This is a genomic window from Gemmatimonadaceae bacterium, assembly GCA_030647905.1.
Lineage (GTDB): Bacteria > Gemmatimonadota > Gemmatimonadetes > Gemmatimonadales > Gemmatimonadaceae > UBA4720.
Genome location: JAUSJA010000008.1, coordinates 94,565 through 119,947 on the forward strand (window position 1 = coordinate 94,565; position 25,383 = coordinate 119,947).

Genomic DNA, 25,383 nt, shown 5'->3' on the forward strand with positions numbered 1-25,383 from the left:
AGTCAGGTGAAGTCGAACTCGAGCGGTGGCGGATCACCAGCCCCCTCTTCCCACTTCACCAGTTTGGCCGCGACCGCGTTGTTTGACGCGAATAGCATCTTGTAGAGGCATTTGTCCCCCACCTCGTACACGGTTCGGACAATGCGAGCGTGGTTCCAGCGAGTTTTCAGCCGTCGAAGGTAGACCGCTTCGAGGCAAAGAAGAAACGCCTTCGTATGTGAGTTCGTGATTCGTGCTGGAAGGCACTCCCGCCACTCCTCAGATCCGAAGAATGCGTCGAATCGCGGCGCGTACCGCTCGAGATACTCCAGCTTGAACGACATCAACCTCTGAAACGCCTGCCGGATCGGGAAGAGCATATAAAGGTCCACGCTCTGGTGACCGAGTGCCTTCAGATTCTCGACCGATCTCCACGGCCACTCCTTTATGCCCTCGATGTCCGCGAATGTGAACACGTAGTCGAAGCGTGGAATACTGTCCATGATTGCCGGCAGCGCCTCGTTCGCATCGGCGTGAACGAGGCGGATTCGATTGAGTGGTATTCGGCACTCACCGGAAGCGACGAGCCGCGCAACACGCTCGGTCAACGCCTCGTGATCGGGGAGCACCCTGTTCACCAGAATAGCATCAGTGAAGCAGACGTCGGGGTTGCCGGGCGCGTGCATTTTGAGAGCTCTGAGCGGCGACCCGTCGAATTCCTCTCCCCCGCCATCGCGCGCCACGTTGAGCCCCGGCCCCGCGAAGAGATCCAAGTAGACTCGCTGTCGCTTTGATTTCGTGACGTTGAGCGCGGGAGGACCGAAGCGATCGATGAACTCAAGCTTCTGCTTACCCCATGCGCCACTCTCGCGAGCACGTAGGCCGTCTTTCGCTATTACGACTGGCCGCTTACGTGACAATCAGGTTCGGGCGGTGAGGGTTCCGTTGGCTCTTGGTCGCTGGACCAGCGCACCCAATTCGGCAGGAGAATGAAGGCGAGCATACTCCTCAATCTCTTCTGCCGTCATGCTCTTGAGAATCCTCTGGCGTAGCTCGAGAGCCCGCCCGCGGTGGTCGTATATCATCGGCTAATGCGTATCAGGCAGCGACAGCCATCTGAGGAGGTGCATTCTGGATGTGGAAGCTCTGGCGTGGAGCCAGGCGGGAAGACTCGGCCTGTAAGCGCAGCACATGAAAGGCACGTCCGCGGATCGCCAACGACTGAAACGGCGGTGGGCATTAGCCGGTTGTACGCGAATGGCCCGAGATACTCCTCCAGTTGCGCGCGATTCCTCGCAAAAAACACGAACATTCTAGCTGCTGCATCTGCGTTTATGTGAATGCCCGTAGAAAGCTCCCTCGGCAGCCAGCGACGTTTGGATTCACCCCATAATAATTGCATTGCGGCTGCAAAGCGAAGTTGTGCGATCGCCTCGCTCCGCACGTTGCGCAGAATGCCGGGAACGACGGAGTAGATCACCGAGAGCATGCGAACATCCATGCGTGCATCGTAGTTCTGCCAGTCGACGCCGATTCCGCGCGGTGACGGCTGTTTCTTCTCGTAGTCCCCAACGATGCGAGCTGCGCGCTCAAAATCGCGGGCGGCAATAGCCGTTCCGACTTGTCTCTCCGCCTCAGCTCGCGCCGGAGACGGCGGCTTCAGCGCACGAGGCGTCACAGTCCCGCCGCCCCTTCGGGCTCCCGCTCGAGGAGATTGCCCGCAGGCGACCTCAAGCGGCGAGCAGCTCGGCAAGTCCTCGAATCTCCGCTGCGATGTGAATCACCTCTCCCTGAATCTCGCCGGTCATGGCGTAGCGATTCGGTAGCGCCTCCATGAAGGCGGCCGTCGCGCAGAGTTGTTCCAGCAGGCCGCCCGGCAATCTCTCCTCGAGCGCACATACGAAGCAGGGCCGAGGCTGGAAGTGGACGGGGCAGATCACTTCGCCTTGCGTTTCTTTTCCCGCTTTGTGGCGGGCTCGTCTACCCACTCGAGGAGCTCTCTCATTCGCGGTCGAACGTCACCAGCACTGGGGTTCAGAGTCCCCACTGGGCGCCTGTGAAAACCTGCGCCTCTCCGGTGATACGGTTGATTCGTATAAGCCAGTCTCCCGTGCCATTGCCGATTGCGCCATGCTCATATCGGTACATGGTCGGCCAGACGAACGCAGCAAGTGCAAGGGCCAGTAGGCCTAAACCGATCCGAAGTGCGCGCTTCACTTCCGCCGGCCCTTCGGCTCCCGCTGAATCAGATCCCCGACTTCGACATTCAGGGCGCTGGCGAGCTTATCGAGAGTCGCGAGCGATACCTGGGCCGTGACGTTCCGGCACATTCGGCTGATCGTGGCGAAGCTCACGCCTGAGTCTCTCGAAAGCTGACTCTGACTTGTTCCCTTCGCGTCGATAACCTCCTGCAGCCTGAATCGGGCGGGGCTCATAATGGAAAAATTACCACCTCCTGGCTTAACGCACAAGTGATATGTCACAAGCGGCTTGACAGCACCCTAGCACAAGTGATATAGTACGCCGTAGACCAAACCCCAACAGGAGAAGCCACGATGCCCGCCAAGAAAAGGAAGGCAGCACCAGAAACCGCAACAGCCCTGAAACTCAGACACAGCCGCCCGCAGGGTTGGCGCGGCTCCATGGTCACCGACGAAATGACGAGCGGCTCGGTCTCAGTGAAGGCGATCGTAGCCGACGATTCCTTCCTACCTGCGGACTCGCCAATTCTGTGGAGCGTTGGCGTGACCATTCACCACGATCGAGCGGCGCAATCGCTCTATCTCCCGACCACGACAGGGCAGTACGCGAACCCGAGGGATCACGTACTTATCAACGTTGACATCGCGCACCCGCGCGGCGCCGAGGACGGTCGATCTCGCGGCACGACGATCGAATGCGAGCTGGCGCATCTCGATACGCTCGTAGAGGCGCTTTCTGCGGCGCTCTTGATCGGGCGTCGCGACGGGACGCTCCCGGTCGCGAAGGGCATCAAGCCCTGGCCTCACCGGGAGCAGCCGAAGGGGTTCCTGCGAACGGAGCCGAGGTAAGGCGGAGCACGCAAATGAAGTCGTTCAGCACATCCACCATCGCGGCGATGGTGGATGTGCCTTAGGCGCGGCTCCCTGAGACTGTGCCTTTTTTGTGCCCTTTTCAGCGGCTAAACTCGGCTATTTCGGCGTAAAGGTCGGCTCACCGACAACGCCAAGTGTTGACGAGCGGCTAACTTAGCCGAAATGGCTTAGATTCAGGCAGTCCTGGAAAGTGTGTGTACGTTTATAGCGTACCGTGGGTTCGAATCCCACCCCGTCCGTTGTAACTCGTTATCCCGTTTGCTGTTTCTGAGTAAGCGGGATTTTCGTTTCACGATGAGCAATCGTTCTGCTGTCCATTCCTGCTGTCCATTTCACGCTCCACCGGCGATCGATCGCTTCGCTCGTCCCTTGAGCGCTTCCCGCATGACGGCCAGCTCGGGCTGCTGGTAGACGGTGAGCACTGTTTGGGGTGATTTCCATCCACCTAAACCGCATAAGTCACGGAGGTTGGTGGTTTTCAAGTCATTGGCGAAGCGCCTGCGGAGACTGTGGTAACCCAATCCAGGCACATGCTCGATCTTCGCGAGCTTCTCCCCTTGAGTCCACCACTTGAGGAGTGTGCGGCGGTGGCAGGGCGCCTCTCCATCGGTCGGGGCAGGGAATACCCATCCATCCCCGATCGTCGCGCGCTGCCGGCGTGCCCGCTCCAGTAAACTTGCCGCTACATCGCTCAACGGGGTCGTGTGGTCGAGCCCGATCTTGTCGCTCTCGGGCCGCCAACGCACTGACCGCTCGCCGAAGTTGATATCCGCCCAGCGAAGAAGACGGATACTTCCGATCCGATGGCCCGTTTCGTAGCCAAGCATGAGAGCGAGCGCAAACTGCTCACTTACCTGCGGGGCCGCAACTAATAGAGAGCGATACTCAGCCTCCGTCATCATCGGCCGACGCGGGTTCTCTTCCCGAGGTAGCGGACTTCCACGGAGTGGATTGTGATCGAGTAGCGGCGCGTCTGACGCATCGTGTACCATGGTCGCCCAGTTAAGACACGCAAGCAGGAACTGTAAGTCGTATCGGATTTGCTGATCGCGCACTGGCCGAGGTCGTGTCGACCGCTCTCTCTCTCCGTTGGTCCTCATCAAACCCGGCGGGCGGAGCGTGCCCCGCCGCCGCTCCTTGATAAACCGATCCCAATCTCGCCGATTGAGCGTCTTGGGATGCCGCTTCTCGCCGAAGCACCGACGGAATAGCTCCGTGCAGGCACGGTCGTGGCGCTGCTTGCCAGCACTTTTCTCTGGCGTTACTTCACGTACATAGTTGTCAAACAACGACGCCAAGGTTAGCGTGGCGCGCGCAGGTGATGCAGTGAAGCGGAGTTCGAGTGCTAGCGTGTCAGCCTGCGTTTTCGCGCGCTCGCGATCCGAATGACCGGTCGATACGCGTTTCTTGATACCGCGGCCATCTCTATGCCGCTCGCAGAACTCAAGGAAGATGACGCGACGCGTCAAGTCCTCGAAAGCGCGGACGCGATTGCGTCCTCGCTCACCGCACAAGTAACTCCATGCCTTTCGTGTTCTCGCGTGTCCCATCGGAAACCTCTTTAGCTGAGGGTGACGACGGACCGCGCGATCTGCGTTGCAGTGCCAACAATGGCTGGTTGCGGGCGCGGAGACAAGTGACCGGGTTTTCTTGGCAGATCGCCTCGACGGAGCTTAGGAGCGCCGCCGCGGCCAAAATTTTGAATGCGTCCCGCGCGCACATCGCGAGATAACTGTCGAGTTGAATACCCCGATTCGTGGGCCGCCTGTGTAATTGACAGCAGATCGTCCAGCCCACTCTTCGCTATCGCCTCAAGGTCCGCCAGCACCTCGTCGCAGATCCTCGCACCATCAACCGACGCCTGGAGTTTCTTGAATTCGTCCCTGCGTAGGCGCCAGCGTTTAAGGATCTCTGCGCATCGCCCCAGTTGGCTGTCGCGACCGCGAGCGTGAGGTGATAAATTGGACAGATCCATGTTCGTAACCTATTAATAGAACACCCCTATGTCCAGACGGGTCGACACGAGGAAGAGCAGCCAGTCTCTGATCGGTGAGCGAATAGAATGGCTCGTTAACCAGTTTTCTGGCGGTAGCGTGCGTGCTGCCTCCCGAGAATGGGGAGTAACTCGGCCGACGTTGATCCGCTTGATCGACGGAGTGGTCAAGTCGCCGCGGAATAGGGCGTTCGAGAATATCGCTAATGCGTGTGGGGCCTCTCTCGGGTGGCTGCTCCGGGGTGAGGGGCAGGCCCCCATCCCGCCGCCGCCGACGCTTCCATCCGCGACGCCGGCTTTAGCGAGGTGGGAGTCCGTCGTCGGGAGCCTTCGGCTGAGCGAGGATTGTCACACGTCCTTGCTCGCTGTCCCGCGGACAATCCGGCTGGCGTATAACGCCCTGGTTATAGAAGGGTTGAGCCTCAGCGACCTGTCAGCGGGCGGTCACGAGTTGAGAGCCAAGGCCGAGGAGCTCGAGCTTCGGGCGTGGTATACCCTATTGGAAGGGCTCATCAACGAGAATGGGGGAGACGCCGTGCGGAGGAAGCTCGAGTCAGAGTCGCTGGTGACCATGCAGTTCAGCCCGGTCGCAATGTCTCTCTTCATCCATCCATCGACAAAGCCTAAGTCAGCCGCGGATCTGGAAGCATGGAAGGAGGCGATGCAGGTGGCGGCTCAGGGGTGGCGGTACCCGCCACATCTTAAAGGGCAGAGGCAAGAGCCACCGCTCGGGGCCTCGCCCAAGATCGGCTCCAAACTGCCGCGCGATAAAGCGCGAGAATCGCGGAAGAGAAGAAGGGGGGATGAGTAACTCTCCCCCTAGAAGGTCCCGCCTCGGGGCCGTCACACGGACATCATCAGATTCGCTATTGGAATGATGGTTCACATGAGAGACCGCGTCTCGGGTTGGCCTCAGGATCGATAACGTCGGCTTCCCCCAGGACTCACTGGCTCTGCTCCGGTTATCTTTGGGTTCTCGCCTCAATTCTCCCTTCAATTGTTCCTTCAGTTTTCTGCGAAGCAATGGCTGTAGTGGGCCCGCCGTTTTCGCAGAGTTCGAGGTTCTGAGTCGTCTTTGAGAGCGATTTGTTTTGTTCTCAGCATCGAGAAATCAGCAGTAAGTCAGTTGCTGCACGAGCTTTGACGAAGGAACCCAGATGAACGCGATGCCGTGATGCGAAGCGGCGTGCCGCTTTTTATTCACGTCGGGAAGTTGAGGCATCAGGACTTGGCGGCAAGCTTTGTCTTGCTAGCGCCACGCCTCATAAGGTTTCGCGAGAAGCACAGGCCACCGTTCATAGCAAAGGTCTATCGTCCGGAAAGGAAATCGCCTTTTCGCACAGTGCCAGGCGCGATCAAGATGGTTCTTACGCTGGATACGTGGAGCGCCGAGTAGAGCGCCGCGCACGGCGCCGGCGATACCCGAGCAACAAAACCACCGACAGGGCCAAGGGCAGTTGAGCAAGAAACGAAGGCTCACTTCAGGGCGGGGTCATTGAGAGCGCGGGTTACTTCCGCCTGCCCGCCGGCGTTGACAGATTTTTTCTCTGTCCGTATCAACCAACACGTGCCCTTTCATGTGGACCGGCACCGCCGACTCCATCATCGCCAAGCTCGAACGACGGGTGAGTAGGCGAGATTTTCGTTTCAGGACGAGCGATTTTTCTGCTGTCCACTCCTGCTGGCCATTTCACGTTCCACCGGCGATCGATCGCTTCGCTTGTCCATTCAACGCTTCCCGCATGACGGCCAGCTCGGGCTGCTGGTAAACGTGAGCACTGTCTGCGGTGATTTCCATCCACCTAAACCGCATGAGTCGCGATCGTAGTGCGAGATGAGCATGATGGGCGTTTCGCGTTGAAATGCCTGACAACCGGTTGCGCGACACCCGCCTGACCGGTTACCATTTGAGATAGTGGCACGGGGTGCCTGCGCACGAGTCGACAAGCGCGGGCTGAGATCACACCCGTCGAACCTGATCTGGGTCATTCCAGCGAAGGGAGCGTCACTGGTGCATGCGCGTCGCGAGCCGCCGAAGCCCGAGTCTTCGTCCCTCGCCTCTTCCGCCGGCCCCGCTCCCATCGCGACATACGCGACATTCCGGAGCGCTCGTGCTGGCACTCGCACTCATCCTCGCCCTTCAGGCGGCCTCTCCCGCCGACACCACCCACGCGCGCACCGACTCGCTCGCCGCCGACTCGCTGCGCGCCCGCCGCGCGCAGCGGCTGGAGTCGGTTCAGGTCACCGCGATTCGCGGCGGCTCCGCGCTGATCTCCGAGAAGACGCTGGAACGCGCCGACATTCAGCGCCGCTACGCGGGACAGGAGACGCCGATTCTCCTGCAGGCCGCGCCCGGCATCACCGCCTACTCGGAGAGCGGGTCGGCATCCAACTACTCGTACATGCGACTGCGCGGGATCGACCAGACGCGCATCAACATCACGCTCGACGGCGTTCCGCTGAACGAGCCGGAGGACCAGGGACTCTTCTTCTCCAACTTCCCCGACTTCGCGAACAGCATCGCATCGGTGCAAATTCAGCGCGGTGTCGGCTCGAGCACGCATGGCGTCGCCTCGTACGCCGGATCGGTGAACTTTCAGTCCGTGCCGGTCGCGAGCGTCGCGCCCGGCGGCGAGCTGCAGCTCACCCGGGGTGCCTATGGCACTTCCCGGCTCAGTGCCACCCTGCAGTCGGGGCTCACGCCGAGTGGCTTCGCTGGATATGTGCGTGCCTCGGGCCAGCGGACGGACGGCTATCGCTTCAACTCCGGCAACCGCTCGCGCAGTACGTTCGCGAGCGGCGGATGGTTCGGCGCGCGCGACATCGTGAAGGCCACGGTGCTCGCCGGAATCTCGTCCAACGAGCAGGCCTACCTCGCGTCGCCGCTCTCGGTGCTGCGCCAGAACCAGCGCGACAACCCATACGGCAACAGCCCGGCGAGCGCGGTCGGCGATCGCTTTCACCAGGATCTCGCCAGCGTGGCGTGGACGCACGCGCTGTCGGCGTCGCTCAGCCTCGCCACTACCGCCTACGGGTTCGACGCCGGCGGCTGGTACGACGTTCCCGGCATCACCGGTCTCGGCGACGCGTACAACTACAATCTCCACTCGCGCTGGGGGGGCATCATCAGTGCGCTTGACTGGACCGGCGAGGCGGCCACCGCGTCGTTCGGCCTTCACCTCGCGCGCTATCACCGCGAGCACTGGCTGTACACGCGTCCCGGTCTCGAGACCCGTCTGTACAGCAACGTCGGCTACAAGGGCGAGCAGAGCGCCTTTGCCAAGGGCTCGGTCACCCGCGGACGGACGACGCTGTTCGGCGACCTGCAGCTGCGTCTCTCGCAATTCCGCTACCAGCCGACGGAGAGCTCGGGTGTCTCGCCGGCGTCGGTGCGGTGGTCGTTTCTCAATCCGAAGGCGGGGGTGAGCGTGCGCGTCAGCGATCGGCTCGTCGCGTACGCCAGCGCGGGCATCAACGGGCGGGAGCCGACGCGCGCCGACATGTTTGCCGGTGCCGACGACGTGGACAGCGTCACCGCGCGCTCGGTGCTGCCGTTGACCCGCGTGCATCCGGAATCGGTGCGCGACGTCGAGACCGGTGTCACCTGGCAGGGAGGCAGGCTGCAGGCGCAGGCCAACCTCTTCCTGATGCAGTTCCGCGACGAGATCGCGCCGATCGGCGAGATCAACGAGATCGGCTACGTCCTGCGCAAGAACGTCGCGCGGAGCGTGCGCCGCGGCATGGAAGGCGATCTGACCTGGCGGGCGATGCCGCGCCTCACCGTCCTGGCGACCGCGTCCCTCACAGACGCGCGCATCCAGGACTATCGCGACGAGGCGACGGGCGAGCTGTTCCACGACGTCACCGCGCTGCTCACGCCGAAATTCACCAGTGGCCACGGCATTCGCAGCGACCTCGCCTCGTGGCTCTCGCTCGACGTTGATGGGCGCTATTCATCCCGCATGATGCTCACCAACACGAACGACGCGCGGTTCGTGGTGCCGGCGAGCTGGTACGCCGACGCCGGCATCACGCTCCGCCTCGCGCGGCATTCGGTGCTCGTGCAGCTCCGCAACGTGTTGGACCGGCGCGTCTACACCGGCGGCTATCCCGGACCCGCCATGGACGGCGCCGACCGGTCGGCGATGGAGCCGTACTACTACACGCTCGCGCCGAGAAATCTGACGGTCAACGCCCGGCTCGTGTTCTAACCTGAGTCCGCTCGAGCTCTTCGCCGCGGCGATTGGCGCCATCAGTGTCTGGCTCAGCATCCGGCAGGTCATCTGGAGCTGGCCGACCGCCATCGTGAACGTCGTGCTGTACGCGATCGTCTTCTACGAGGCGAAGCTCTACGCCGACATGGGGCTGCAGGTGGTCTACGCGGCGCTGTCGGTCTACGGCTGGTACGAGTGGCTCCATGGCGGGGAGAACCGTACGGAGCTTCACGTCACGCGCACGGGCCCGCGGCTCGGTGCCCTGCTCGCGCTCATCGCTGTGGCCGGATCGGTGCTGCTCGGCACCCTGCTGCACCGGGCGACCGACGCGTCGCTCCCGTTCATGGACTCGGCTCTCTCGAGCACCAGCCTCGTCGGGCAGTGGATGATGACGAGGAAGAAGCTGGAGAACTGGCTCGTCTGGAGCGTTGTGGATGTGCTGTACGTCGGGATGTTCATCTACAAGGGGTTGTACCTCACCTCTGCCCTCTACGCAGTGTTTCTCGCGCTCGCGGTGCGTGGCTACGGCGAGTGGCGCCGCTCGATGACCGTCGCGTCGGCCGCCGCCCGAGCGGCGGCCTGACGCGGCGTGCTGCACCCTCTCGTTCTTGTCTGCGTCACCGGCCCGGAGTCGACAGGCAAGACGACGCTCGCGCGGCGTCTCGCCGAGTGGCTGGACACCGAATGGGTGCCGGAGGCGTCGCGCCGGTACGCCGTACGAAAGGGAAGTGAGCTGCTCGCCTCGGATGTGTCGCCCATCGCGCGCGAGCACATCGAGCTCGCCGACGGTGCGGTCGAGCGGGTGCGCGCGCGCGGGGCGACGGTGCTCGTGCTCGATACGGACCTGATCAGCACCGTCGTCTACGCGCGCCACTATTACGGCGCGGTGCCCGCCTGGATCGTGCGCGCTCAGCGTGAACGGCGTGCTGACCTCTATCTGCTCTGCGACGTCGACGTCCCCTGGGTGCCGGATGGCGCGCGTGACCGGCCGGAAAACCGCGCGGCGATGTTCGACCTGTTCCGACGCGCGCTGGCCGCACAGGATGCCAGGAGGGCGATCATCCGCGGCGATTGGGCGACTCGCTGGGAGCGCGCTCGCGATGCCGTCGCCTTGCTCGGCGTCGGCCGGACGCCGAGCGAGGCGTGAGGCGTCACCCCACCCGAGGCCACCGGCCGATCGTGAATGGAGCGCTGGCGCTCACCGTCGCCCACTCGATGCGGAGCGCCTGTCCGCCCGGCATCCGGTGGCGGTCTCACGCGGCATCGGCACAGCTCGGGCGAACGCCAGAACGCGCGCGGGCTGGTACATCCTGTGCGCCGTCTCCAGGTTTAGAGGTCAAAGCCGACCCGGCATCTCGGACCGAAACTGCTGGCAAATCACTTTGTTCTACCATCGAGCCAAGAGCCCTTGTCCACGGCCCTTTCCGCCGGTACTGAGCCGGCGGTCAACGCTTCCCGGCCCGTCTGGAGCGGTTCCACTTTCAGCTCGACGATGTCTGGCGGGAAGAGAAGGTCGAGGGTCCAATCGAAGGCCACACGGAAGCGTCGTTCCCAAAGTGGGAGCATAAACAAGTAGTAGGTCCGCCAGGCAAACCAGGCAAGAAACCCTGTCAGCGTGACGCCGAAGACTCGGCCCACTCCCCGGTGGCGCCCCAGAGTCGCGAGCATCCCGACGCCGCGATAATGGTGGGGCTCCAGCTTTCGTTCCGTGAGTGCCGCCACGAGGTTGCGAGCCACATGCCGGCCCTGACGCACCGCATGCTGCGCCGTGGGCGGCTGATAGCCTCCGCTCGGATCCGGAATCAGGGCACAGTCCCCGACGGCCCACAGCGTCTCGTACCCCCGCACTTGAAGATACTCGTTCACGGGGAGCCGGTGGTCGGTGCGCTCCGGGTGCGACAATTCGACTGCGCGGATGAGAGGCGATGGCCGGACACCGGCCGTCCAGATGAGCGTACCGGCGTTCAGCTCTCGCCCGTCGTGAACGCGGACGCGGCCGAACTGGTACCCCGTGACGCGCGCCCCAAGCCAGACCTCGATGCCCCGGGACTCGAGGTCCCGCTGCGCGTAAGTGCTGACCTCAGAGGGCAGCTCCTGCGCGAGCCGATCGCTCATCTCGATCAGGACCATGCGGATCTCCCCGGGGTCGAGCGCTGGATAGTCCTCGAGCGCCTTGAGAACGAAGTCGTGGAGTTCGCCCACGATCTCGGTCCCGTTCAACCCCCCGCCCACCGCGACGAAAGTCAGGAGCGCCCGGCGCTCCTCTTTTGAGAGAAGCGCGGCCCGCTCCAGCAGGTCGATAATGCGATTCCGAATGCGAATGGCGTCCCCCAGGGTCTTCAGGGTCAACGCGTTTTCCGCGAGCCCCGGGATCCCGAAGAACTCCGTGACGCTGCCAGAGGCGAGCACACAATGTTGGTAGGAGAGCAGCCGAGAATGGTCGTTCTGGTCGACGAAGCCTACAGTTCGCCGCACCGGATCCACTGTCTGGACCGTGCCCTCGATGAACCGAACCCGGCTCAGCATGCGGCGGATCGGGCTCACGGCGTGTCGAGACTCCACGAGGGAGGCCGCGACCTCCGCGAGCAGAGGGGTAAAGAGAAAGAAATTGCTGCGGCTGATGAGGGTGACCTCGATCTTGAGGCCCCGTCTGAGTCGGAGATCCAGGGCCATGGCGGCATTCATCCCGCCGAAGCCGCCGCCGATGATGACGATGTCGGCGCGCGCAAAAGGGTCCATGACGTCCTCTATGATCTATGCCTCCATCAGCCGGTGTTTTGGTAGAAGGGTTTCTTCCCGGCCTCGTGGTCCGTCATGTCGACGATGTCCACGATCTCCGGTGCAACCCTGCGCACCTTAACCTCGAACCCGCGTCGCAGCGTGAGTTGCGAGGCCGCGCATCCCTGGCACCCGCCACTCATGGTGACAAAGAGGTTGCCGTCCTTCACGTCGACAATGGAAATTTTCCCGCCGTGGGCCGCGATGGCACGGTTGACTTGCAGGTCCAGGAGTTCCTGAATAACCGTGCGAACCTCGGCGTCGGTGCGCCCCGACGCACCTGCGGTGCGAGGGGCCGCGAGGATGGCCGGTACGTCTGTGAGGAGCTGCGCTCGGATGACCGTTCCGATTGCCGATTTCAGTGCGGACCACGAGGCGACTGAGTCCTTCCCGACCGTCACGACGTTCTCGGTAATGAGCACGTTGGCGACGCCGGGAAGCGCGAACAACTGTTCGGCGAGGGGTGAACTAGCGGCCAATTCCTTGGCGTGGAAGAAGAAGGGACCGCCCGGTTGTACCATCTGGCTTACAGTGAACTTGCACGTGTCGGGATCGGCGACGGAAGATATGGCGCGGATCGTGATCGTCGGGTCGAGAGGCAGGACATCAAACATCTTCCACCACCTTGGCTGCGAAGCGCTCAGCCAGGGCCCGCAGGTGCTTCAGCGAGTAGATCCCGGTACTGTGGCCGTCGTTCCAGCGGAATATGATGGCGTAATTGCCTGCGCTGGTGATCGCATGCGGGGCCACGTCCGGCATTACGCTCTTTGGATTGAGGAGCGGCCGTCCGCTCATTTCCTCGACGCAGAGGGCGCACGGGCATGCCAGTCGAAGGTCGCGGACGTCGAAGTCGTCACTGCGCCCGTCCTCCCAGAGCACAGACAACGTGCGCGGATCTCGCCGACGGAAACCGACGGGGGTGGTTGCAGATCCCATCGGCCGGACCGAGCGGTCCATCCAGGCCGGCTCACCCTCGTTCGTTTCCCAGTTCCAGACGAATGCTCCAAGCGCCGTCGTTGGAAGCGCCTCGAGTCGACTGGCAAGCTCCGTCGCGATCGCGACATAAGCCTTGGCTGCGACCGAGCTCGCCTTGTTGGCCACGATCGGATGCCCCTCGTCCCCACCCGTGACGATGTCGGCATCGAGCGGAATGGCACCCAGAAATGGGACGCCGAGCTCGCTACTCATCCGCTCGCCGCCGCCACGCCGGAAGATGTCCGTGTCCTGTCCACAGTGCGGGCAGGTGAAGGTGCTCATGTTCTCGATGATGCCGAGGATGGCGACATTCAGGGTCTCGAACGCACGCAGCCCGCGGCGGGCGATCTTGAGGCTCACATCCTGCGGCGTCGTCACGACGATCGCGCCGGACAGCGGAACGCTCTGGGCCAAAGTCAGTTGCGTGTCACCAGTCCCGGGCGGGAAGTCGAAAATCAAATAGTCCAGCTGTCCCCACTGCACGGAGCCGATGAACATTTTCAGGTACTTGCCCACCATCGGTCCGCGCAAGATGGCCGGGCTGTCGTCCCCGGTGAGCATGCCCATCGATATCACCTTCAGGCCGTATCGTTGCGCGGGGACGATCTTCTGGTCCGCGGTCGTCTCGGGCTGCTCGCCGGTGGGAAGTCCCAGCATGACGGGGATGCTCGGGCCCAGGATGTCCGCGTCAAGCAGCCCGACGCGATAGCCGGCTTGTTGGAGCGCGAGGGCGAGATTGACGCTGACAGTGGACTTGCCTACGCCGCCCTTGCCGCTGGCCACCGCGATGATGTGCTTGATGCCCGGCAACTTTTCACGACCGGCGGAAGGCTGGGACGACGCGCTCGGCGCGGTGTCATGGTTCGGACCGGTGGACTGCATGGCTCAGCTCCAATTAACAGGGCGATTGCTCTGTTCAGAAAATAGTCAGCTTACTTACTCTTTGTAAACTATATACTTTGTAAACTTGCTAAAATGGAGACCCACATGCAGGTTGCCAGCATGAACCCTGAAACTCCCGGTTCCGGTCGGGACCGTGTCCTCTTCCAGCTTAAGACGCACGGGCCCCAGACCGCAGCGCGGGTGGGGAAACGGCTGGACGTTACGGCCATGGCTGTCCGCCAGCACCTCTCCGTCCTTCAAGGAGAGGGGTTGGTCGACTTCACGGATGAGCGGCGGAAGGTCGGTCGGCCCGCACGCGTATGGCAAGTCACGGCCAACGCCAACGATCGATTCCCGGACTCCCACGCGGAGCTCGCGGTCGACATGCTCGAGGCGATTCAGAGCACCTTCGGGGAAGAAGGCCTGGAACGCCTGACCGCCGAGAGGACGCGGAAGCAGGTGGAAAGCTATCGCGCGCGGATGCCCAGCCGGGACCGGCCGCTCGAGGAACGCGTGGCCGCCCTTGCGAGGATCCGACGCGAGGAAGGCTACATGGCCGAGTGCAGGCGCGTCCGGAATGGAGCGATCGAGCTCGTAGAAAACCACTGCGCGATCTCCAAGGCAGCGCAGTTCTGCCCGAAGCTCTGCGGCGGCGAGCTGACGCTCTTCCGTGAGGTCCTCGGTGACCGCGTCACCGTCGAGCGGATCGAGCACATGCTGAGTGGCGACCGCCGGTGCGCCTACCGAATAATCGTGGAGTCGGGCGAGGGCCGGAGGGAAGCAGAAGTTCATGAGCGAAGCGTTCAAGCCGAGAGTCGACGATGCGCGTCTGACCGAGTTCACGCGAGGGTCTCTTCTGTTCACCCAAGGTCTACGTCGCAGGACGCTCCGTGAGAGCGGGGATATTCCGCAAGAGGGCGAGCGCGGTTAGCCATCGATGGGGCGAACTGATCAGGTCGCAGGACTGGGCGGGTCGTGGGCCCCCAGCGGGGCAGAGCGTGCCTGCGTACACGGTTGTTGTCCACGGCGACGACATCCAAGTTGACATCTTAGAGGGAGCTACCTAGTGCGAACCCGCCGGATCGAACCGGGAGCGGATTAGGCTGGCGCCATGGAGCAATAATGACGTATATCATTGCCGAGTCCTGTATCGGCGTGAAGGATAGAGCGTGCGTGGATGTGTGTCCGGTGGACTGTATCTACGAAGGGCCGGACCAGCTCTACATTCACCCGGATGAGTGCATCGACTGCGGCGCGTGCGAGCCTGAGTGCCCGGTAACCGCGATCTTCCCTGAAGAAGATGTACCCGAGAAGTGGGCGAGCTACACACAAAAGAACTATGCCTACTTTGAAGGCGGTGAAGCCCGGGAAGTGGGGCGGGGCGGCGGAGGGTAAGCCCACGATTAACTAGCCCTGAAACGCTCCGCCTTTCCGGAGGTTTTCATCTGAGGCAACGAATCAACCCTCCCGCAGGTATTGATATCAGGCAACAGGCATCCGGTACAGAGGCTGTGTCTCCCAGGGAGTGTTTGTCCCAGCGCTATGAGTGGCTACGTTGAGGATGAGCGGAATGTCCCGGGGGGCGATTCGTCACGGGCGAAGGTGTGATCGCAGCGCTATCGACTAAGGAGACTCGCCGTGTCATTCAACGTCGCCCAGAAACTCATCGCCTCCCACTTGGTTGTGGGGCAGATGGTACCGGGGACAGAAATCGGCTTGCGCATTGACCAGACCCTGACCCAGGACGCGACCGGAACTCTTGTCATGCTCGAGCTGGAGGCGCTGGGACTCGATCGCGCACGCACGGAACTATCCGTGCAGTACGTCGACCACAACCTCTTGCAGGCCGACAGCAAGAACGCGGAGGACCATGACTTTCTCCGCTCAGCGTCCCGTCGGTTCGGTCTGTGGTTCTCGAAGGCCGGCAATGGGGTGTCGCATCCGACGCACATGCAGCGGTTTGGTATTCCGGGCAAGACCATGGTTGGCTCGGACAGCCACACCCCGGCCGCGGGCTCGCTCGGGATGCTGGCCATCGGCGTGGGGGGCACAGAGGTGGCCCTGGCAATCGCCGGCGAACCGCTCTACATCAGGATGCCCGAAATTTGGGGCGTGCGGCTCACTGGGCAGTTGCCGCCCTGGACGAGCGCCAAGGATGTCATTCTCGAAATGCTGCGCCGCCACGGCGTCCACGGTGGCATGAATCGGATCATCGAGTACTACGGTCCTGGCCTCGCGACTCTCACCGCGATGGATCGGCATGTGATCGCCAATATGGGCGCGGAACTGGGAGCGACCACCACGGTTTTCCCGGCTGACGATCAGGTGCGAGCTTTCCTGCGCTCAGAACAGCGCGAAGGCGACTTCATCGAACTGCTCGCGGATGCGGATGCAGCGTACGATGTGACCGAGGAGATCGACCTCTCCACGATCGAGCCGCTCATCGCGCTCCCCAGTTCGCCAGGCAACGTCGTGCCGGTGCGAGAGGTCGCCGGCCGGCCGGTCGAGCAGGTCGTGATCGGGTCATCCGCGAATCCCGGGCTGCGCGACTTCGCGATTGTCGCCGCAATCACCAAGGGACGGCAGTCCCACCCCGGCCTGTCCTTCGACGTCAATCCAAGCACGCGTCAGATACTGCAGGACCTGACTAAAATGGGCGCCACTTTCGATTTGATCGGCGCGGGCGCCCGGCTGCATCAATCTGGATGCATGGGCTGCATCGGCATGGGTCAGGCTCCGGCGAACGGACGCAACAGCCTGCGCACAATGCCGCGCAACTTTCCGGGTCGCTCGGGTACCAGGGAAGACTCGGTCTACCTGTGCTCGCCCGAGACGGCGGCGGCGGCCGCACTCACCGGAATGATCACCGACCCGCGAGACTTGCCGAAACTCCTTGGCCTGGAGTACCCGGAGCTCGAACTGCCCGCAGTGTCGAGCGTGAACCTGACGATGCTCGAGGAGCCGCTGCCGCTGGAGGAGGCCTCCGAAGTGCAACTGGTTAAGGGCGAAAACATCTCCTCGGTGCCGGTCTTCGGGCCGCTCGCCGATCGCATCGAGGCACCGGTTGCCCTGGTCGTGGGCGACGACATTTCGACAGACGAGATCCTGCCGGCCGGTGCGCGCGTTTTGCCCTATCGCAGCAACATCCCGAAGCTCGCCGAATTCACCTTCGAGCAGATCGACGAAACCTACCCTGCTCGCGCCGCGGAAACCCGCGACACGTCGGGTCACATTGTGGTCGCCGGTGCCAACTATGGGCAGGGATCCTCGCGAGAGCACGCCGCGATCACCCCACGCTTCCTCGGATTGCGCGCGGTGCTGGCCGTGTCGTTCGCGCGAATTCACTGGCAGAACCTGGCCAATTTCGGGGTGCTCGCGCTCGAGTTCGCGGATGCGGCCGATCACGATCGCATTCAGCAGGGCGACGTGCTTGTGCTGGCCGGCATCCGCGAGGCGCTCGTGGCCGGGACGGAGATCGCCGTGCGCAACGTGACCCGCGATGAGGTCTACGCCGTGCGGAACGGTCTCTCGACGCGGCAGGTCGACATGCTCCTTGTGGGTGGTCTCATTCCGTGGCTGCGCGAGCGGAGAGCGCGTGACGCCGGCGATCGTAAGGAAGTCAGGTAGGGCCCACGCGGATTTATTGTGCAGGAAGATTCGATCCTGTGACGGTTCAGTCGTCGGATTTGTGGGTATGTGGCTGTGCCATAGACTGCAACCGTGATCTGCCAAACACCATCATATGGATTGAACCGGCGTTCCGCGCCGCTGCTCTTTACCCCAATTCGACGAGGCACTTTGGGAAGCGTAGTTTCACTTCTCGGAGGTCGCTGCTACGTTCTCAGATTGTCCGAATCCGTGGCCTTACTTTCAAGCTGGAAAGTGTGTGTACGTTTATAGCGTACCGTGGGTTCGAATCCCACCCTGTCCGTAGTAAAGCAAAGAGGCGCAGGACGAGAGGCAATCAGACAACCCATGAGCCAAGAGCAACAAAAAAACCTTCTTGAAAATAGGAGCTGGTCACGATATGAAGATGTTCATTCATGTATTGGTATTGTCAGCGTTAGCCGGCACCGGTGTGTCTGGGTGCCAGCCAGCCGGAAAGGACGCGGGCAATGATACCACAGAAAGCCAGATCAAGGCGCCGGCGGAGAGCGTGACTAAGTCCGTGGAACCAATTACCGAACCGGCAACTGCTGCAGAGCCTCAAGCAAAGCCAGGGCCGCAAGCGCCAATCAAGAAAGTGGATCAGCCGAAGAAAGAGGGTGGCCAAACCGTTCAGAGTAGTGCGGCAGCGGCGGCGGCAGCACGAGCAGATTCAATCAAACGGGCGCAGGCAATGGCCGAGGCGATAAGAGTTGCCAGGCTGGACTCGTTGAAGCGAGCGGAGGCGGCAAGGGCTGCCAGGACTGAACCGATCACTCTGCCGGTCGCGACTGGCCAGGTAGCGCAAGGCAAGACTCTGTATGAGGCAGACTGCCGGAAATGCCACGGGGTACGGGGCGTTCCTCCCAAGTCAATGGCGGCGAAGTTCCCGAAGATCGCGGCGTTCGATGCAGCGTTCTTCGCCAAGCGCTCCGTCGATTCGGTGGTGACAGTGCTGACGAACGGAAAATCCGAAGGAATGAAGTCGTTCAAGGACAAGCTGTCGCACGACCAGATGGTCGCGGTGGCCGCCTACATCAGGTCGTTCGGCCAATAGGAATAGCAGCGGAGCCGGCGGGGTTTGTCGTCAGTTGGCAGCCGGCGTGGAATCATCGAGCGCCGCCGAAAATTGTTCAGCGGACTGCCAGCGATGCTCCGGCACGAGCGCCATCGCTTTCGCGATCGCCCGCTCGACCGACTCCGGTACGTCCGCGCGCATTGCCCGCAGCGGCTGCGGTGGCGTCGTGAAGCGACTCGCCATCAGCAGATACGGAGTCGCCCCGCGGAATGGAGGCGCACCCGACAACATCTCGTAGAGCACGCAGCCGAGCGAGTAGATGTCGCTCCGCCGGTCGAGGGCGCGGTCGGCCCGCACCTGTTCCGGACTCATGTACGCCGGCGTGCCGACCGTGATGCCGGTGCGCGTGAGCGTATCATCCGCCGATCCGATGATCGCCCGCGCGACGCCGAAGTCGAGGATGTAGACTTCTCGACCGCTCAGCAGAATGTTCTCCGGCTTGATGTCGCGGTGGATGATTCCGCGCGCGTGTCCGTAGCTCAGCGGTATCGTGACCTCGCGGGCGATGCGCAGTGATTCGCCCACTTCCAGGGGCGGCTCGCGGTCGAGCCGCTGCCGCAGCGATTCTCCCTCCACGTATGTCATTGCGTAGAAAGGAAGCCCTTTTGAGACACCTGTCTCGAGGACCCGCGGAATGCGAGGATGCTCGAGCGCGGCGGCGAATCTGATCTCCCTGAAAAATCTCTCGCGTGTGATGACGTTTCCCAGCTTGGGCCGGAGAAGCTTGACGGCTGCGTGTTGCCCGGTTCGCAGATCGGTGCAGAGATACACGGTCGCCATGCCGCCCTGGCCCAGCTCGCGGTCTATGCGGTAGTACTCGCCCAGCATGTCTCGTTGCGGGACGGCTGCGTCCGAGGTCGCGCTCTGCTCTGCTGGATGTCGTGGGTTCATTGATTCAGCGAAAGCGTAGGCTGGCGCGGCAGAGGTCCGCTATGGTCCCATATTACCGAACCCGCGGCCGGCCACGCAACCGCGTACCGGTTTCGGCGCGAAGGAGGGCAACGCACGCACCAGCGGCGTAGATTCCGCGCATGGCAAGACTACCAGCGGACCGGATCCAGCCGGTGCGACATCAAGCCTCTGTGAGCGAATCCGGCTCACGGGTGATCAGGGCCGCGCAGATCGGCATGCTCGTCAACGCGGTGCTGGCGCTGGTGAAACTCGTCGCGGGCCTCGTCGGAAATACCTACGCGCTCGTCGCCGACGCGGTCGAGTCCACTGGCGACATCTTCGCATCGCTGGTGGTTTGGGGCGGGCTTAGCGTCGCGACCCGTGATCCCGACGAAGACTATCCGTTCGGATATGGAAAGGCGGAGTCGGTCGCCGCAGCGTTCGTTGCGATCATGCTGCTTGCGGCCGCGGTGGGAATCGCGTTCGTGGCGGTTCGCGAGATCCGGACTCCGCACAAGACCCCCGCACCGTGGACGCTCCTCGTTCTCGTCGCCGTGCTCCTCGTGAAGTACGTGCTGTTCAGGCGAGTGGCGGCTACGGGGGAAGAGGCGGGAAGTACTGCCGGCAAGGCCGACGCATGGCATCATCTCAGCGACGCGATCACCTCGGCGGCGGCTTTCGTCGGAATCTCGATCGCATTGTGGGGCGGCGCGGGCTGGGAGCAGGCCGATGACTGGGCGGCTCTGTTCGCGTCAGCGATCATCTTCTACAACGGCCTCCGTCTCGCCAGGCCGGCGGTGTACGATCTGATGGACCGCACACCGGGCGGCGAGATAATTGAGCCGGTGCGAAATGCCGCGGCCGCCGTGAGTGGCGTTCTCGCCGTGGAGAAGCTCTCCGCGCGAAAGGCAGGGCTGGTCTATTACGTGGACATCCATGTCCAGGCCAACCCGCAAATGTCGCTGCACGATGCGCACGGGCTGAGCGGGGCGGTGAAGAGCGCCATCCGTGCAAGCGTGCCGCGGGTGTTCGGCGTGCTCGTGCACATGGAGCCGTTCGATGGATCCGGCTAAACCGTCTTGAGCGCCTGACTCACCTGTGTCAACGACTGGCGCGCATCGCCGAAGAGCATGCGCGTTTTCTCGTGATAGAAGAGAGCGTTCTCGATGCCGGCGAAGCCGTGCCCCATGCTGCGCTTGAGAACGATGATGTTGCGCGCCTTGTCCACGTCGAGAATCGGCATGCCGTAGATGGGGCTGGACGGATCGTCGCGTGCGGCGGGATTTACGACGTCGTTGGCGCCGACGACGAGCACGACGTCGGTCTGCGCGAACTCGCCGTTCACCTGGTCCATCTCCAGCAACTGATCGTAGGGTACGTTCGCTTCGGCCAGCAGGACATTCATGTGGCCGGGCATGCGGCCCGCGACCGGATGGATTGCGTACTTCACGTCCACACCGCGCTTCTCGAGATCGGTTGCGAGCTCGCGAACGGTGTGCTGTGCTTCCGCGACAGCCAATCCGTAGCCGGGCACGATGACGACGGTTCGCGCATAGGCAAGGGCGATAGCCGTATCCTCGGCAGTGGTGGAACGGACCTGTCGCTGCGCCGTGTCGGCTGCCGCCGCTCCGGCCGCCGGCGCCGCTCCAAATGCTCCAAAGAGAACGTTCGCCACGGAACGATTCATCGCTCTGCTCATGAGAAGCGTGAGGAGCGTGCCCGACGCGCCGACGAGAACTCCCGCGACGACGAGCATCTGGTTGTGCAGAACGAATCCGGTGAGAGCCGCCGCGAGGCCCGTCAGCGAATTGAGAATCGAAATGACGACCGGCATGTCTCCGCCGCCGATGGGCAGCACGAAGAGCGCTCCGAGAAGAAGCGCCAGGGCGAACAGTCCCCACAAGCCGGTGGCGCCGGACGTGCCAAGCACGATGGACACGCCGAGCGCGATCATCGCCAGCACCAGAAGACCGTTGAGCAGTCGCTGCAGCGGAAACTGCAGCGGCTTCCCCGACAGGAGCTCCTGCAGCTTCCCGAAGGCGATGAGACTTCCCGTGAACGATACGGCGCCGATGATCGTGCCAAGCACGATGGACGACGTCTCGCCCGAGCCTATCGGCTCGGCATTTCCCGCCAGCCGGATGTACTCCGCGACCGAGACCAGCGCCGCCGTGGCGCCGCCCATTCCATTGAACAGCGCGACCATCTGCGGCATCGCGGTCATCTGAACGGTGCGGGCGAACCACGTGCCAATCGCGGCGCCGAGGAGGATGCCGGCACCGATGATCCAGAACGAAAGGATCTGCCGGTCGAGAAGCGTCACCGCAAGAGCGACCACCATTCCGAACGCGGCCAGCTGGTTTCCGGAGCGAGCCGTTGCCGGAGAGCTGAGCCGCTTCAGCCCGAAGATGAAGAACACGGCCGAGACGATGTACGCCGCGGCGATGAGCGATTCGCGTACATCAAGCATCGCGGCCGTCTCCGGGGCGTTTGCGGAACATCTCGAGCATCCGGTCGGTGACGACGAAACCGCCGAACACGTTCGCCGCGCCGAACACGACGGCGATGAAGCCGAGGGCCTTGAGCAGCGTCGTGTCCGCCGCACCGGCGACGAGCATTGCGCCGAGCAGCACGATTCCGTGAATCGCGTTGGTAGCCGACATCAGGGGTGTATGCAGCACGGAAGGCACCCGCGAGATCACCTCGAACCCCACGAACATCGCGAGAATGAAGACGTAGACTCCGAGCACGAGTTCCATGCTCATTGTGCTGCCTCCTCGAGACGGCTGGCGATCGCCGCGTTGCGCACCTGTCCGTTCGCGGTCACGCACACCGCTGAGATAATATCGTCGTTCATGTCGAGATTGAGATTTCCGTTGGTGGTCATCAGCGTGACGAGTGCGGCAACATTCTTCGCGTACATCTGGCTGGCGTGATAGGCGAGGTCGCTGGCGATGTGAAGCGGCGCGATGATCGTGACGCCATGTCGTTCGACCGTCTCTCCGGGCTCCGTCAGCTCGCAGTTGCCGCCCTGTTCGCCGGCGAGATCCACGATTACCGAGCCCGGCTTCATCGCCGCGACCGTCTCGGCGGTGACGAGCAGCGGCGCGCGCCTGCCGGGTACGAGCGCGGTCGTAATCACCACATCTGCATTGCGCGCGTGCTCGTGAATGAGCTCCTTCTCGCGCCGGATATGCTCTTCGGCGAGTTCCGTGGCGTATCCGCCCGCATCCTCTGCGTTCTGCGAGCCGAAGTTCAACTCGATAAACTTGGCGCCGAGGCTTTGCACCTGTTCCTTCACCACAGGGCGGGTGTCGAACGCCTCGACGACCGCGCCGATGCGTCGCGCCGTGGCGATCGCCTGAAGCCCGGCGACGCCCGCTCCGATGACGAGAACGCGCGCGGGACGAACCGTACCCGCCGCGGTCATCAGCATCGGAAAGAATTTCTGGAGGGCATTCGCTGCCAGCAGCACCGCCTTGTATCCGGCGACCGTGCTTTGCGACGACAGTGCGTCCATCATCTGGGCGCGCGACGTTCGCGGGACGAGCTCCATGCTGCACGCGGTGACGCCAAGCCGCGCGAGACTCCCGAAGATGGAAGGGTCGCCGGATGGCTGAAGAAGTCCGATGAGAACGGATCCGCTCGACAGAAGATCGAGCTCGTTGCCGGAAGGCCCGATTGCCGGCCTCTGAACCTTGAGCAACATGTCGGCGCCGGAGTATGTGCTTCTGGCGTCCGCTTCGATCGTTGCGCCGGCCGCCGCATAGGCATCGTCCGTGAATCCCGCCCGGGTGCCGGCTCCGGACTGAATCGCCACCGTGTGACCCAGCTTCAACAGTTGTGGAATTACTTCAGGAGCCAGCGCAACTCGCTTTTCGCCGGGGACGATCTCAGTTGGTACCGCTACACGCATTCATTATCTCGCTGTTCGATTCCGCGTTCAGTTCCAGCGGTGAAAAAGATACTTCGCGCAGGCGTTCCATGCGGCGCTGTGACCCGGCGCGTGCCTTAGTGCGGTCCGCAGGCGCTGGTCCCCCCGCCGGTGGAACCCTTCGTCGGCTTTTCGGGTAGCTGAGCCATTCCGTGTACAGATCTTTCTGTTGTGTCCCCGGTTCCGGGGTTATGTTGCGCGTTCGTCCGTGTTTGGCCGGTATGTCGGCGTTGTGACCAGATCCAGGCTGAGTAGTCCATATGTTACACTCCCTTTTCCCGGCAGATACGCGTCGGGCACAATTGATATTCCGGCAAACCCGTCGAAAGGCGGCGACGCAAAGCCACGAGGCTAAAGCGGGATCTCTCTCCCGCCACGCTCGTCGGGCTACCGAAGAGGCCTGGATATGAAAGCTCTCGGTCGTCGCGGACGAAGAAGCGCCGCAATCATCTCACTCGTGGCAGTCGGCGCATCAGCTCCGGTTGCGGCATACGCTCAGGTTTCAGTGAATCCTGACGTCGCCGCCCTGGCAAGGCTCGCTGTCGTGGACAGCACCAGTCTCCGGGCGGTCATCGGCAACCTCGCGGGGCAGAGCGGCAAGCTCCTGGCGCGTTTCGTGGCTCCGCCGCGCTCCCTGCAGATCCCTATTCTCGCCGGGAACCTCAATTACACGGCAAGAATATTACCTGGCATTCAGGAGATCGCCGGCGCCAGCCATATCGGACGATTCTCGCTCATCACCATGAAGTCGTTCCGGGACAAGATCGCGGGATCGGTCGGAACGTATCGGGTCGGCTTCTGGCCGGAGGAAAAAGGCCGGCTGAGGTCGGAGGCCTACGAGAATCCGGAAGGATTCATCGAGGTCACGCAGGAGAATCAGGACACGCGAATCTCCGAGCACTTCCGCCTGCGCGATTTTCTCACACACGATCAGCACGAAGTCTGGCCCAAGTACCTCGTATTGCGCGAGTCGCTGATCGACAAGCTCGAGCTGGTCATCCAGGACCTCGAGGACCACGGGGTCCCCGCCCGCAACGTGGAGGTTCTCTCGGGTTTCCGCACCCCGCAGTACAACATGGCTCTCGGAGACGAGAGCGGCAGGGCGCGCGACAGCCGCCATCAGTTCGGCGACGCGGCGGACATCGTCATTGACAGCAATCACGACGGACGGATGGATGATCTCAACCGCGACGGCCGCGTCAACGTCCGCGATTCCCGCGTGATCCTCGCCGCAGTCGAGAGAGTCGAGAGCCGTTATCCAGACCTCCTGGGTGGAACGGGACTCTATCACTCCAACGGGTCACATGGGCCGTTTGCGCACATTGACGTTCGGGGATCGCGCGCTCGCTGGACCAACGGCGCACGCGTTGCATCGAGCCGCCGATCGGCGCGCCACTCCAGGAAGTCCACAGCGTCGCGGAAGAGCAGCAGGTCGAAGAAGCTCGCGTCGAAATAGGAGCGCGGCCGTGGCAACCATCCGGCTGCCGGACTTGTCGAAAAAAGCAGCGACGCTCCCTTTATTCTCCAGCGGCCTACTCCAATGACCAGAACCCATCGCTCGATCCTCTTCTCCGGCATCGTCATCGCGTCCATCTGGACGGGTGCCGCCACGACTGCCGCAGCTCAGCAAGCCCCGGCAGTGAAGTCGTCGGTGATCGCGAAGCCCGACAGTGGCATCGCAGGGGATTCGGTGACGATAGCCGACGTGCAGAAAGCGGCCGACCAGCTTGCCATCGCCGTGCGGGAAGCAGTGAGAAAGGTGACTGAGGATCCCGCGGTCAGGGTCGCGGCTCTGAAGGTCGCGAAGAACGCCGTGACCGCGGCGCAGGTCGTGATCACCCAGCAGGCCGAAACGCTGCAGGCCGTTCTCGACGCGCTCGCGCGCGAGATCGCGCAGGCGACCGACAGGCAGCAGGGGAAAACGAAGAATCACTAGCGTT

23 protein-coding genes and 2 riboswitches are annotated in these 25,383 nt (G+C 62.8%); of the genes, 11 read left to right on the forward strand and 12 right to left on the reverse strand.

Features of this window, described 5'->3' with window-relative positions:
• Positions 1 to 2 precede the first annotated feature (2 nt).
• From tcmP to Q7S20_01340, 3 genes are all read right to left on the reverse strand, one after another.
• Positions 3 to 899 (reverse strand): three-Cys-motif partner protein TcmP, encoded by an 897-nt coding sequence (gene tcmP, locus Q7S20_01330; GenBank protein MDO8500467.1) that lies wholly within the window; start codon positions 897 to 899, stop codon positions 3 to 5.
• An 810-nt stretch (positions 900 to 1,709) separates the two neighbouring features.
• On the reverse strand, positions 1,710 to 1,859 hold the full coding sequence (locus Q7S20_01335) for a hypothetical protein (GenBank protein ID MDO8500468.1): 150 nt from the start codon (positions 1,857 to 1,859) through the stop codon (positions 1,710 to 1,712).
• A 333-nt stretch (positions 1,860 to 2,192) separates the two neighbouring features.
• Positions 2,193 to 2,414 carry a helix-turn-helix transcriptional regulator gene (locus Q7S20_01340; protein MDO8500469.1) on the reverse strand — a complete coding sequence of 74 codons (222 nt, stop codon included), beginning with the start codon at positions 2,412 to 2,414 and terminating at the stop codon, positions 2,193 to 2,195.
• A 120-nt stretch (positions 2,415 to 2,534) separates the two neighbouring features.
• Here Q7S20_01340 and Q7S20_01345 point away from each other — a divergent pair, with 120 nt between their 5' ends.
• The gene (locus Q7S20_01345; protein MDO8500470.1) at positions 2,535 to 3,029 is read left to right on the forward strand and encodes a hypothetical protein; all 495 of its coding nucleotides are present in this window, start codon (positions 2,535 to 2,537) and stop codon (positions 3,027 to 3,029) included.
• Positions 3,030 to 3,385: 356 nt separating this feature from the next.
• Here the strand turns inward: Q7S20_01345 and Q7S20_01350 are convergent, their stop codons facing one another.
• On the reverse strand, positions 3,386 to 3,955 hold the full coding sequence (locus tag Q7S20_01350; protein ID MDO8500471.1) for a tyrosine-type recombinase/integrase: 570 nt from the start codon (positions 3,953 to 3,955) through the stop codon (positions 3,386 to 3,388).
• Positions 3,956 to 5,197: 1,242 nt separating this feature from the next.
• Between Q7S20_01350 and Q7S20_01355 the strand changes: the two genes are divergently transcribed.
• From Q7S20_01355 to Q7S20_01370, 4 genes are all read left to right on the forward strand, one after another.
• Positions 5,198 to 5,857 carry a hypothetical protein gene (locus Q7S20_01355; GenBank protein ID MDO8500472.1) on the forward strand — a complete coding sequence of 220 codons (660 nt, stop codon included), beginning with the start codon at positions 5,198 to 5,200 and terminating at the stop codon, positions 5,855 to 5,857.
• Between the two features lie 1,100 nt (positions 5,858 to 6,957).
• Positions 6,958 to 7,066, forward strand: a riboswitch (TPP riboswitch).
• Positions 7,067 to 7,157: 91 nt separating this feature from the next.
• Positions 7,158 to 9,257 (forward strand): TonB-dependent receptor, encoded by a 2,100-nt coding sequence (locus Q7S20_01360; protein ID MDO8500473.1) that lies wholly within the window; start codon positions 7,158 to 7,160, stop codon positions 9,255 to 9,257.
• A gap of 1 nt (position 9,258) precedes the next feature.
• A complete protein-coding gene (gene pnuC, locus Q7S20_01365; protein MDO8500474.1) occupies positions 9,259 to 9,843 on the forward strand; it encodes a nicotinamide riboside transporter PnuC in 585 nt (194 codons plus the stop codon).
• A gap of 6 nt (positions 9,844 to 9,849) precedes the next feature.
• Positions 9,850 to 10,407 carry an ATP-binding protein gene (locus Q7S20_01370; protein ID MDO8500475.1) on the forward strand — a complete coding sequence of 186 codons (558 nt, stop codon included), beginning with the start codon at positions 9,850 to 9,852 and terminating at the stop codon, positions 10,405 to 10,407.
• 230 nt (positions 10,408 to 10,637) lie between these two features.
• On the opposite strand, the gene Q7S20_01375 is transcribed toward Q7S20_01370, so the two are convergent.
• From Q7S20_01375 to Q7S20_01390, 4 genes are read right to left on the reverse strand one after another with little or no spacing between them, the layout of a single operon-like run.
• The gene (locus tag Q7S20_01375) at positions 10,638 to 11,999 is read right to left on the reverse strand and encodes an NAD(P)/FAD-dependent oxidoreductase (GenBank protein MDO8500476.1); all 1,362 of its coding nucleotides are present in this window, start codon (positions 11,997 to 11,999) and stop codon (positions 10,638 to 10,640) included.
• 26 nt (positions 12,000 to 12,025) lie between these two features.
• Entirely contained in the window at positions 12,026 to 12,652 is a 627-nt protein-coding gene (locus tag Q7S20_01380) for a NifU family protein (protein MDO8500477.1), read from the reverse strand.
• A complete protein-coding gene (locus Q7S20_01385; GenBank protein MDO8500478.1) occupies positions 12,645 to 13,895 on the reverse strand; it encodes a P-loop NTPase in 1,251 nt (416 codons plus the stop codon). Before Q7S20_01385 ends, Q7S20_01380 begins: the two co-directional genes overlap by 8 nt.
• A gap of 54 nt (positions 13,896 to 13,949) precedes the next feature.
• The gene (locus Q7S20_01390; protein MDO8500479.1) at positions 13,950 to 14,738 is read right to left on the reverse strand and encodes a hypothetical protein; all 789 of its coding nucleotides are present in this window, start codon (positions 14,736 to 14,738) and stop codon (positions 13,950 to 13,952) included.
• A 279-nt stretch (positions 14,739 to 15,017) separates the two neighbouring features.
• On the opposite strand from Q7S20_01390, the gene Q7S20_01395 reads away from it, so the two are divergent.
• From Q7S20_01395 to Q7S20_01405, 3 genes are all read left to right on the forward strand, one after another.
• On the forward strand, positions 15,018 to 15,290 hold the full coding sequence (locus Q7S20_01395) for a ferredoxin family protein (GenBank protein ID MDO8500480.1): 273 nt from the start codon (positions 15,018 to 15,020) through the stop codon (positions 15,288 to 15,290).
• 243 nt (positions 15,291 to 15,533) lie between these two features.
• Positions 15,534 to 17,522, forward strand: a complete 1,989-nt coding sequence (locus Q7S20_01400) for an aconitate hydratase (protein ID MDO8500481.1) — start codon at positions 15,534 to 15,536, stop codon at positions 17,520 to 17,522.
• A 400-nt stretch (positions 17,523 to 17,922) separates the two neighbouring features.
• Positions 17,923 to 18,597 carry a cytochrome c gene (locus tag Q7S20_01405; GenBank protein MDO8500482.1) on the forward strand — a complete coding sequence of 225 codons (675 nt, stop codon included), beginning with the start codon at positions 17,923 to 17,925 and terminating at the stop codon, positions 18,595 to 18,597.
• 30 nt (positions 18,598 to 18,627) lie between these two features.
• Here the strand turns inward: Q7S20_01405 and Q7S20_01410 are convergent, their stop codons facing one another.
• Positions 18,628 to 19,509, reverse strand: a complete 882-nt coding sequence (locus Q7S20_01410) for a serine/threonine-protein kinase (GenBank protein ID MDO8500483.1) — start codon at positions 19,507 to 19,509, stop codon at positions 18,628 to 18,630.
• 140 nt (positions 19,510 to 19,649) lie between these two features.
• Between Q7S20_01410 and Q7S20_01415 the strand changes: the two genes are divergently transcribed.
• The gene (locus Q7S20_01415; protein ID MDO8500484.1) at positions 19,650 to 20,582 is read left to right on the forward strand and encodes a cation diffusion facilitator family transporter; all 933 of its coding nucleotides are present in this window, start codon (positions 19,650 to 19,652) and stop codon (positions 20,580 to 20,582) included.
• On the opposite strand, the gene Q7S20_01420 is transcribed toward Q7S20_01415, so the two are convergent.
• From Q7S20_01420 to Q7S20_01430, 3 genes are read right to left on the reverse strand one after another with little or no spacing between them, the layout of a single operon-like run.
• Positions 20,579 to 21,979, reverse strand: coding sequence for an NAD(P)(+) transhydrogenase (Re/Si-specific) subunit beta (locus tag Q7S20_01420; GenBank protein ID MDO8500485.1), 1,401 nt, complete (start codon positions 21,977 to 21,979; stop codon positions 20,579 to 20,581). The two genes, Q7S20_01415 and Q7S20_01420, sit on opposite strands and share 4 nt — an antisense overlap.
• Positions 21,972 to 22,274 (reverse strand): NAD(P) transhydrogenase subunit alpha, encoded by a 303-nt coding sequence (locus Q7S20_01425; GenBank protein ID MDO8500486.1) that lies wholly within the window; start codon positions 22,272 to 22,274, stop codon positions 21,972 to 21,974. Before Q7S20_01425 ends, Q7S20_01420 begins: the two co-directional genes overlap by 8 nt.
• Positions 22,271 to 23,425: a Re/Si-specific NAD(P)(+) transhydrogenase subunit alpha gene (locus Q7S20_01430; protein MDO8500487.1), complete on the reverse strand. Its 1,155-nt coding sequence runs from the start codon at positions 23,423 to 23,425 to the stop codon at positions 22,271 to 22,273. The genes Q7S20_01425 and Q7S20_01430 overlap by 4 nt, the downstream gene beginning before the upstream one ends.
• A 320-nt stretch (positions 23,426 to 23,745) precedes the next feature.
• Positions 23,746 to 23,838: riboswitch (cyclic di-GMP riboswitch) on the forward strand.
• An 11-nt stretch (positions 23,839 to 23,849) separates the two neighbouring features.
• Here Q7S20_01430 and Q7S20_01435 point away from each other — a divergent pair.
• Both Q7S20_01435 and Q7S20_01440 read left to right on the forward strand, forming a co-directional pair.
• Positions 23,850 to 24,899 (forward strand): DUF882 domain-containing protein, encoded by a 1,050-nt coding sequence (locus tag Q7S20_01435; GenBank protein ID MDO8500488.1) that lies wholly within the window; start codon positions 23,850 to 23,852, stop codon positions 24,897 to 24,899.
• A gap of 84 nt (positions 24,900 to 24,983) precedes the next feature.
• Positions 24,984 to 25,379, forward strand: a complete 396-nt coding sequence (locus Q7S20_01440) for a hypothetical protein (GenBank protein MDO8500489.1) — start codon at positions 24,984 to 24,986, stop codon at positions 25,377 to 25,379.
• The last annotated feature ends 4 nt before the right edge of the window (positions 25,380 to 25,383 follow it).

What these genes read in the sequence shown, in the direction of transcription:
- Q7S20_01340 (MDO8500469.1), bottom strand. Translation starts at nt 2,414, where the DNA reads ATGAGCCCCGCCCGATTCAGGCTGCAGGAGGTTATCGACGCGAAGGGA.
- Q7S20_01345 (MDO8500470.1), top strand. Translation starts at nt 2,535, where the DNA reads ATGCCCGCCAAGAAAAGGAAGGCAGCACCAGAAACCGCAACAGCCCTG.
- Q7S20_01350 (MDO8500471.1), bottom strand. Translation starts at nt 3,955, where the DNA reads ATGATGACGGAGGCTGAGTATCGCTCTCTATTAGTTGCGGCCCCGCAG.
- Q7S20_01375 (MDO8500476.1), bottom strand. Translation starts at nt 11,999, where the DNA reads ATGGACCCTTTTGCGCGCGCCGACATCGTCATCATCGGCGGCGGCTTC.
- Q7S20_01380 (MDO8500477.1), bottom strand. Translation starts at nt 12,652, where the DNA reads ATGTTTGATGTCCTGCCTCTCGACCCGACGATCACGATCCGCGCCATA.
- Q7S20_01385 (MDO8500478.1), bottom strand. Translation starts at nt 13,895, where the DNA reads ATGCAGTCCACCGGTCCGAACCATGACACCGCGCCGAGCGCGTCGTCC.
- Q7S20_01395 (MDO8500480.1), top strand. Translation starts at nt 15,018, where the DNA reads ATGACGTATATCATTGCCGAGTCCTGTATCGGCGTGAAGGATAGAGCG.
- Q7S20_01405 (MDO8500482.1), top strand. Translation starts at nt 17,923, where the DNA reads ATGAAGATGTTCATTCATGTATTGGTATTGTCAGCGTTAGCCGGCACC.
- Q7S20_01410 (MDO8500483.1), bottom strand. Translation starts at nt 19,509, where the DNA reads ATGAACCCACGACATCCAGCAGAGCAGAGCGCGACCTCGGACGCAGCC.
- Q7S20_01415 (MDO8500484.1), top strand. Translation starts at nt 19,650, where the DNA reads ATGGCAAGACTACCAGCGGACCGGATCCAGCCGGTGCGACATCAAGCC.
- Q7S20_01420 (MDO8500485.1), bottom strand. Translation starts at nt 21,979, where the DNA reads ATGCTTGATGTACGCGAATCGCTCATCGCCGCGGCGTACATCGTCTCG.
- Q7S20_01425 (MDO8500486.1), bottom strand. Translation starts at nt 22,274, where the DNA reads ATGAGCATGGAACTCGTGCTCGGAGTCTACGTCTTCATTCTCGCGATG.
- Q7S20_01430 (MDO8500487.1), bottom strand. Translation starts at nt 23,425, where the DNA reads ATGCGTGTAGCGGTACCAACTGAGATCGTCCCCGGCGAAAAGCGAGTT.
- Q7S20_01435 (MDO8500488.1), top strand. Translation starts at nt 23,850, where the DNA reads ATGAAAGCTCTCGGTCGTCGCGGACGAAGAAGCGCCGCAATCATCTCA.
- Q7S20_01440 (MDO8500489.1), top strand. Translation starts at nt 24,984, where the DNA reads ATGACCAGAACCCATCGCTCGATCCTCTTCTCCGGCATCGTCATCGCG.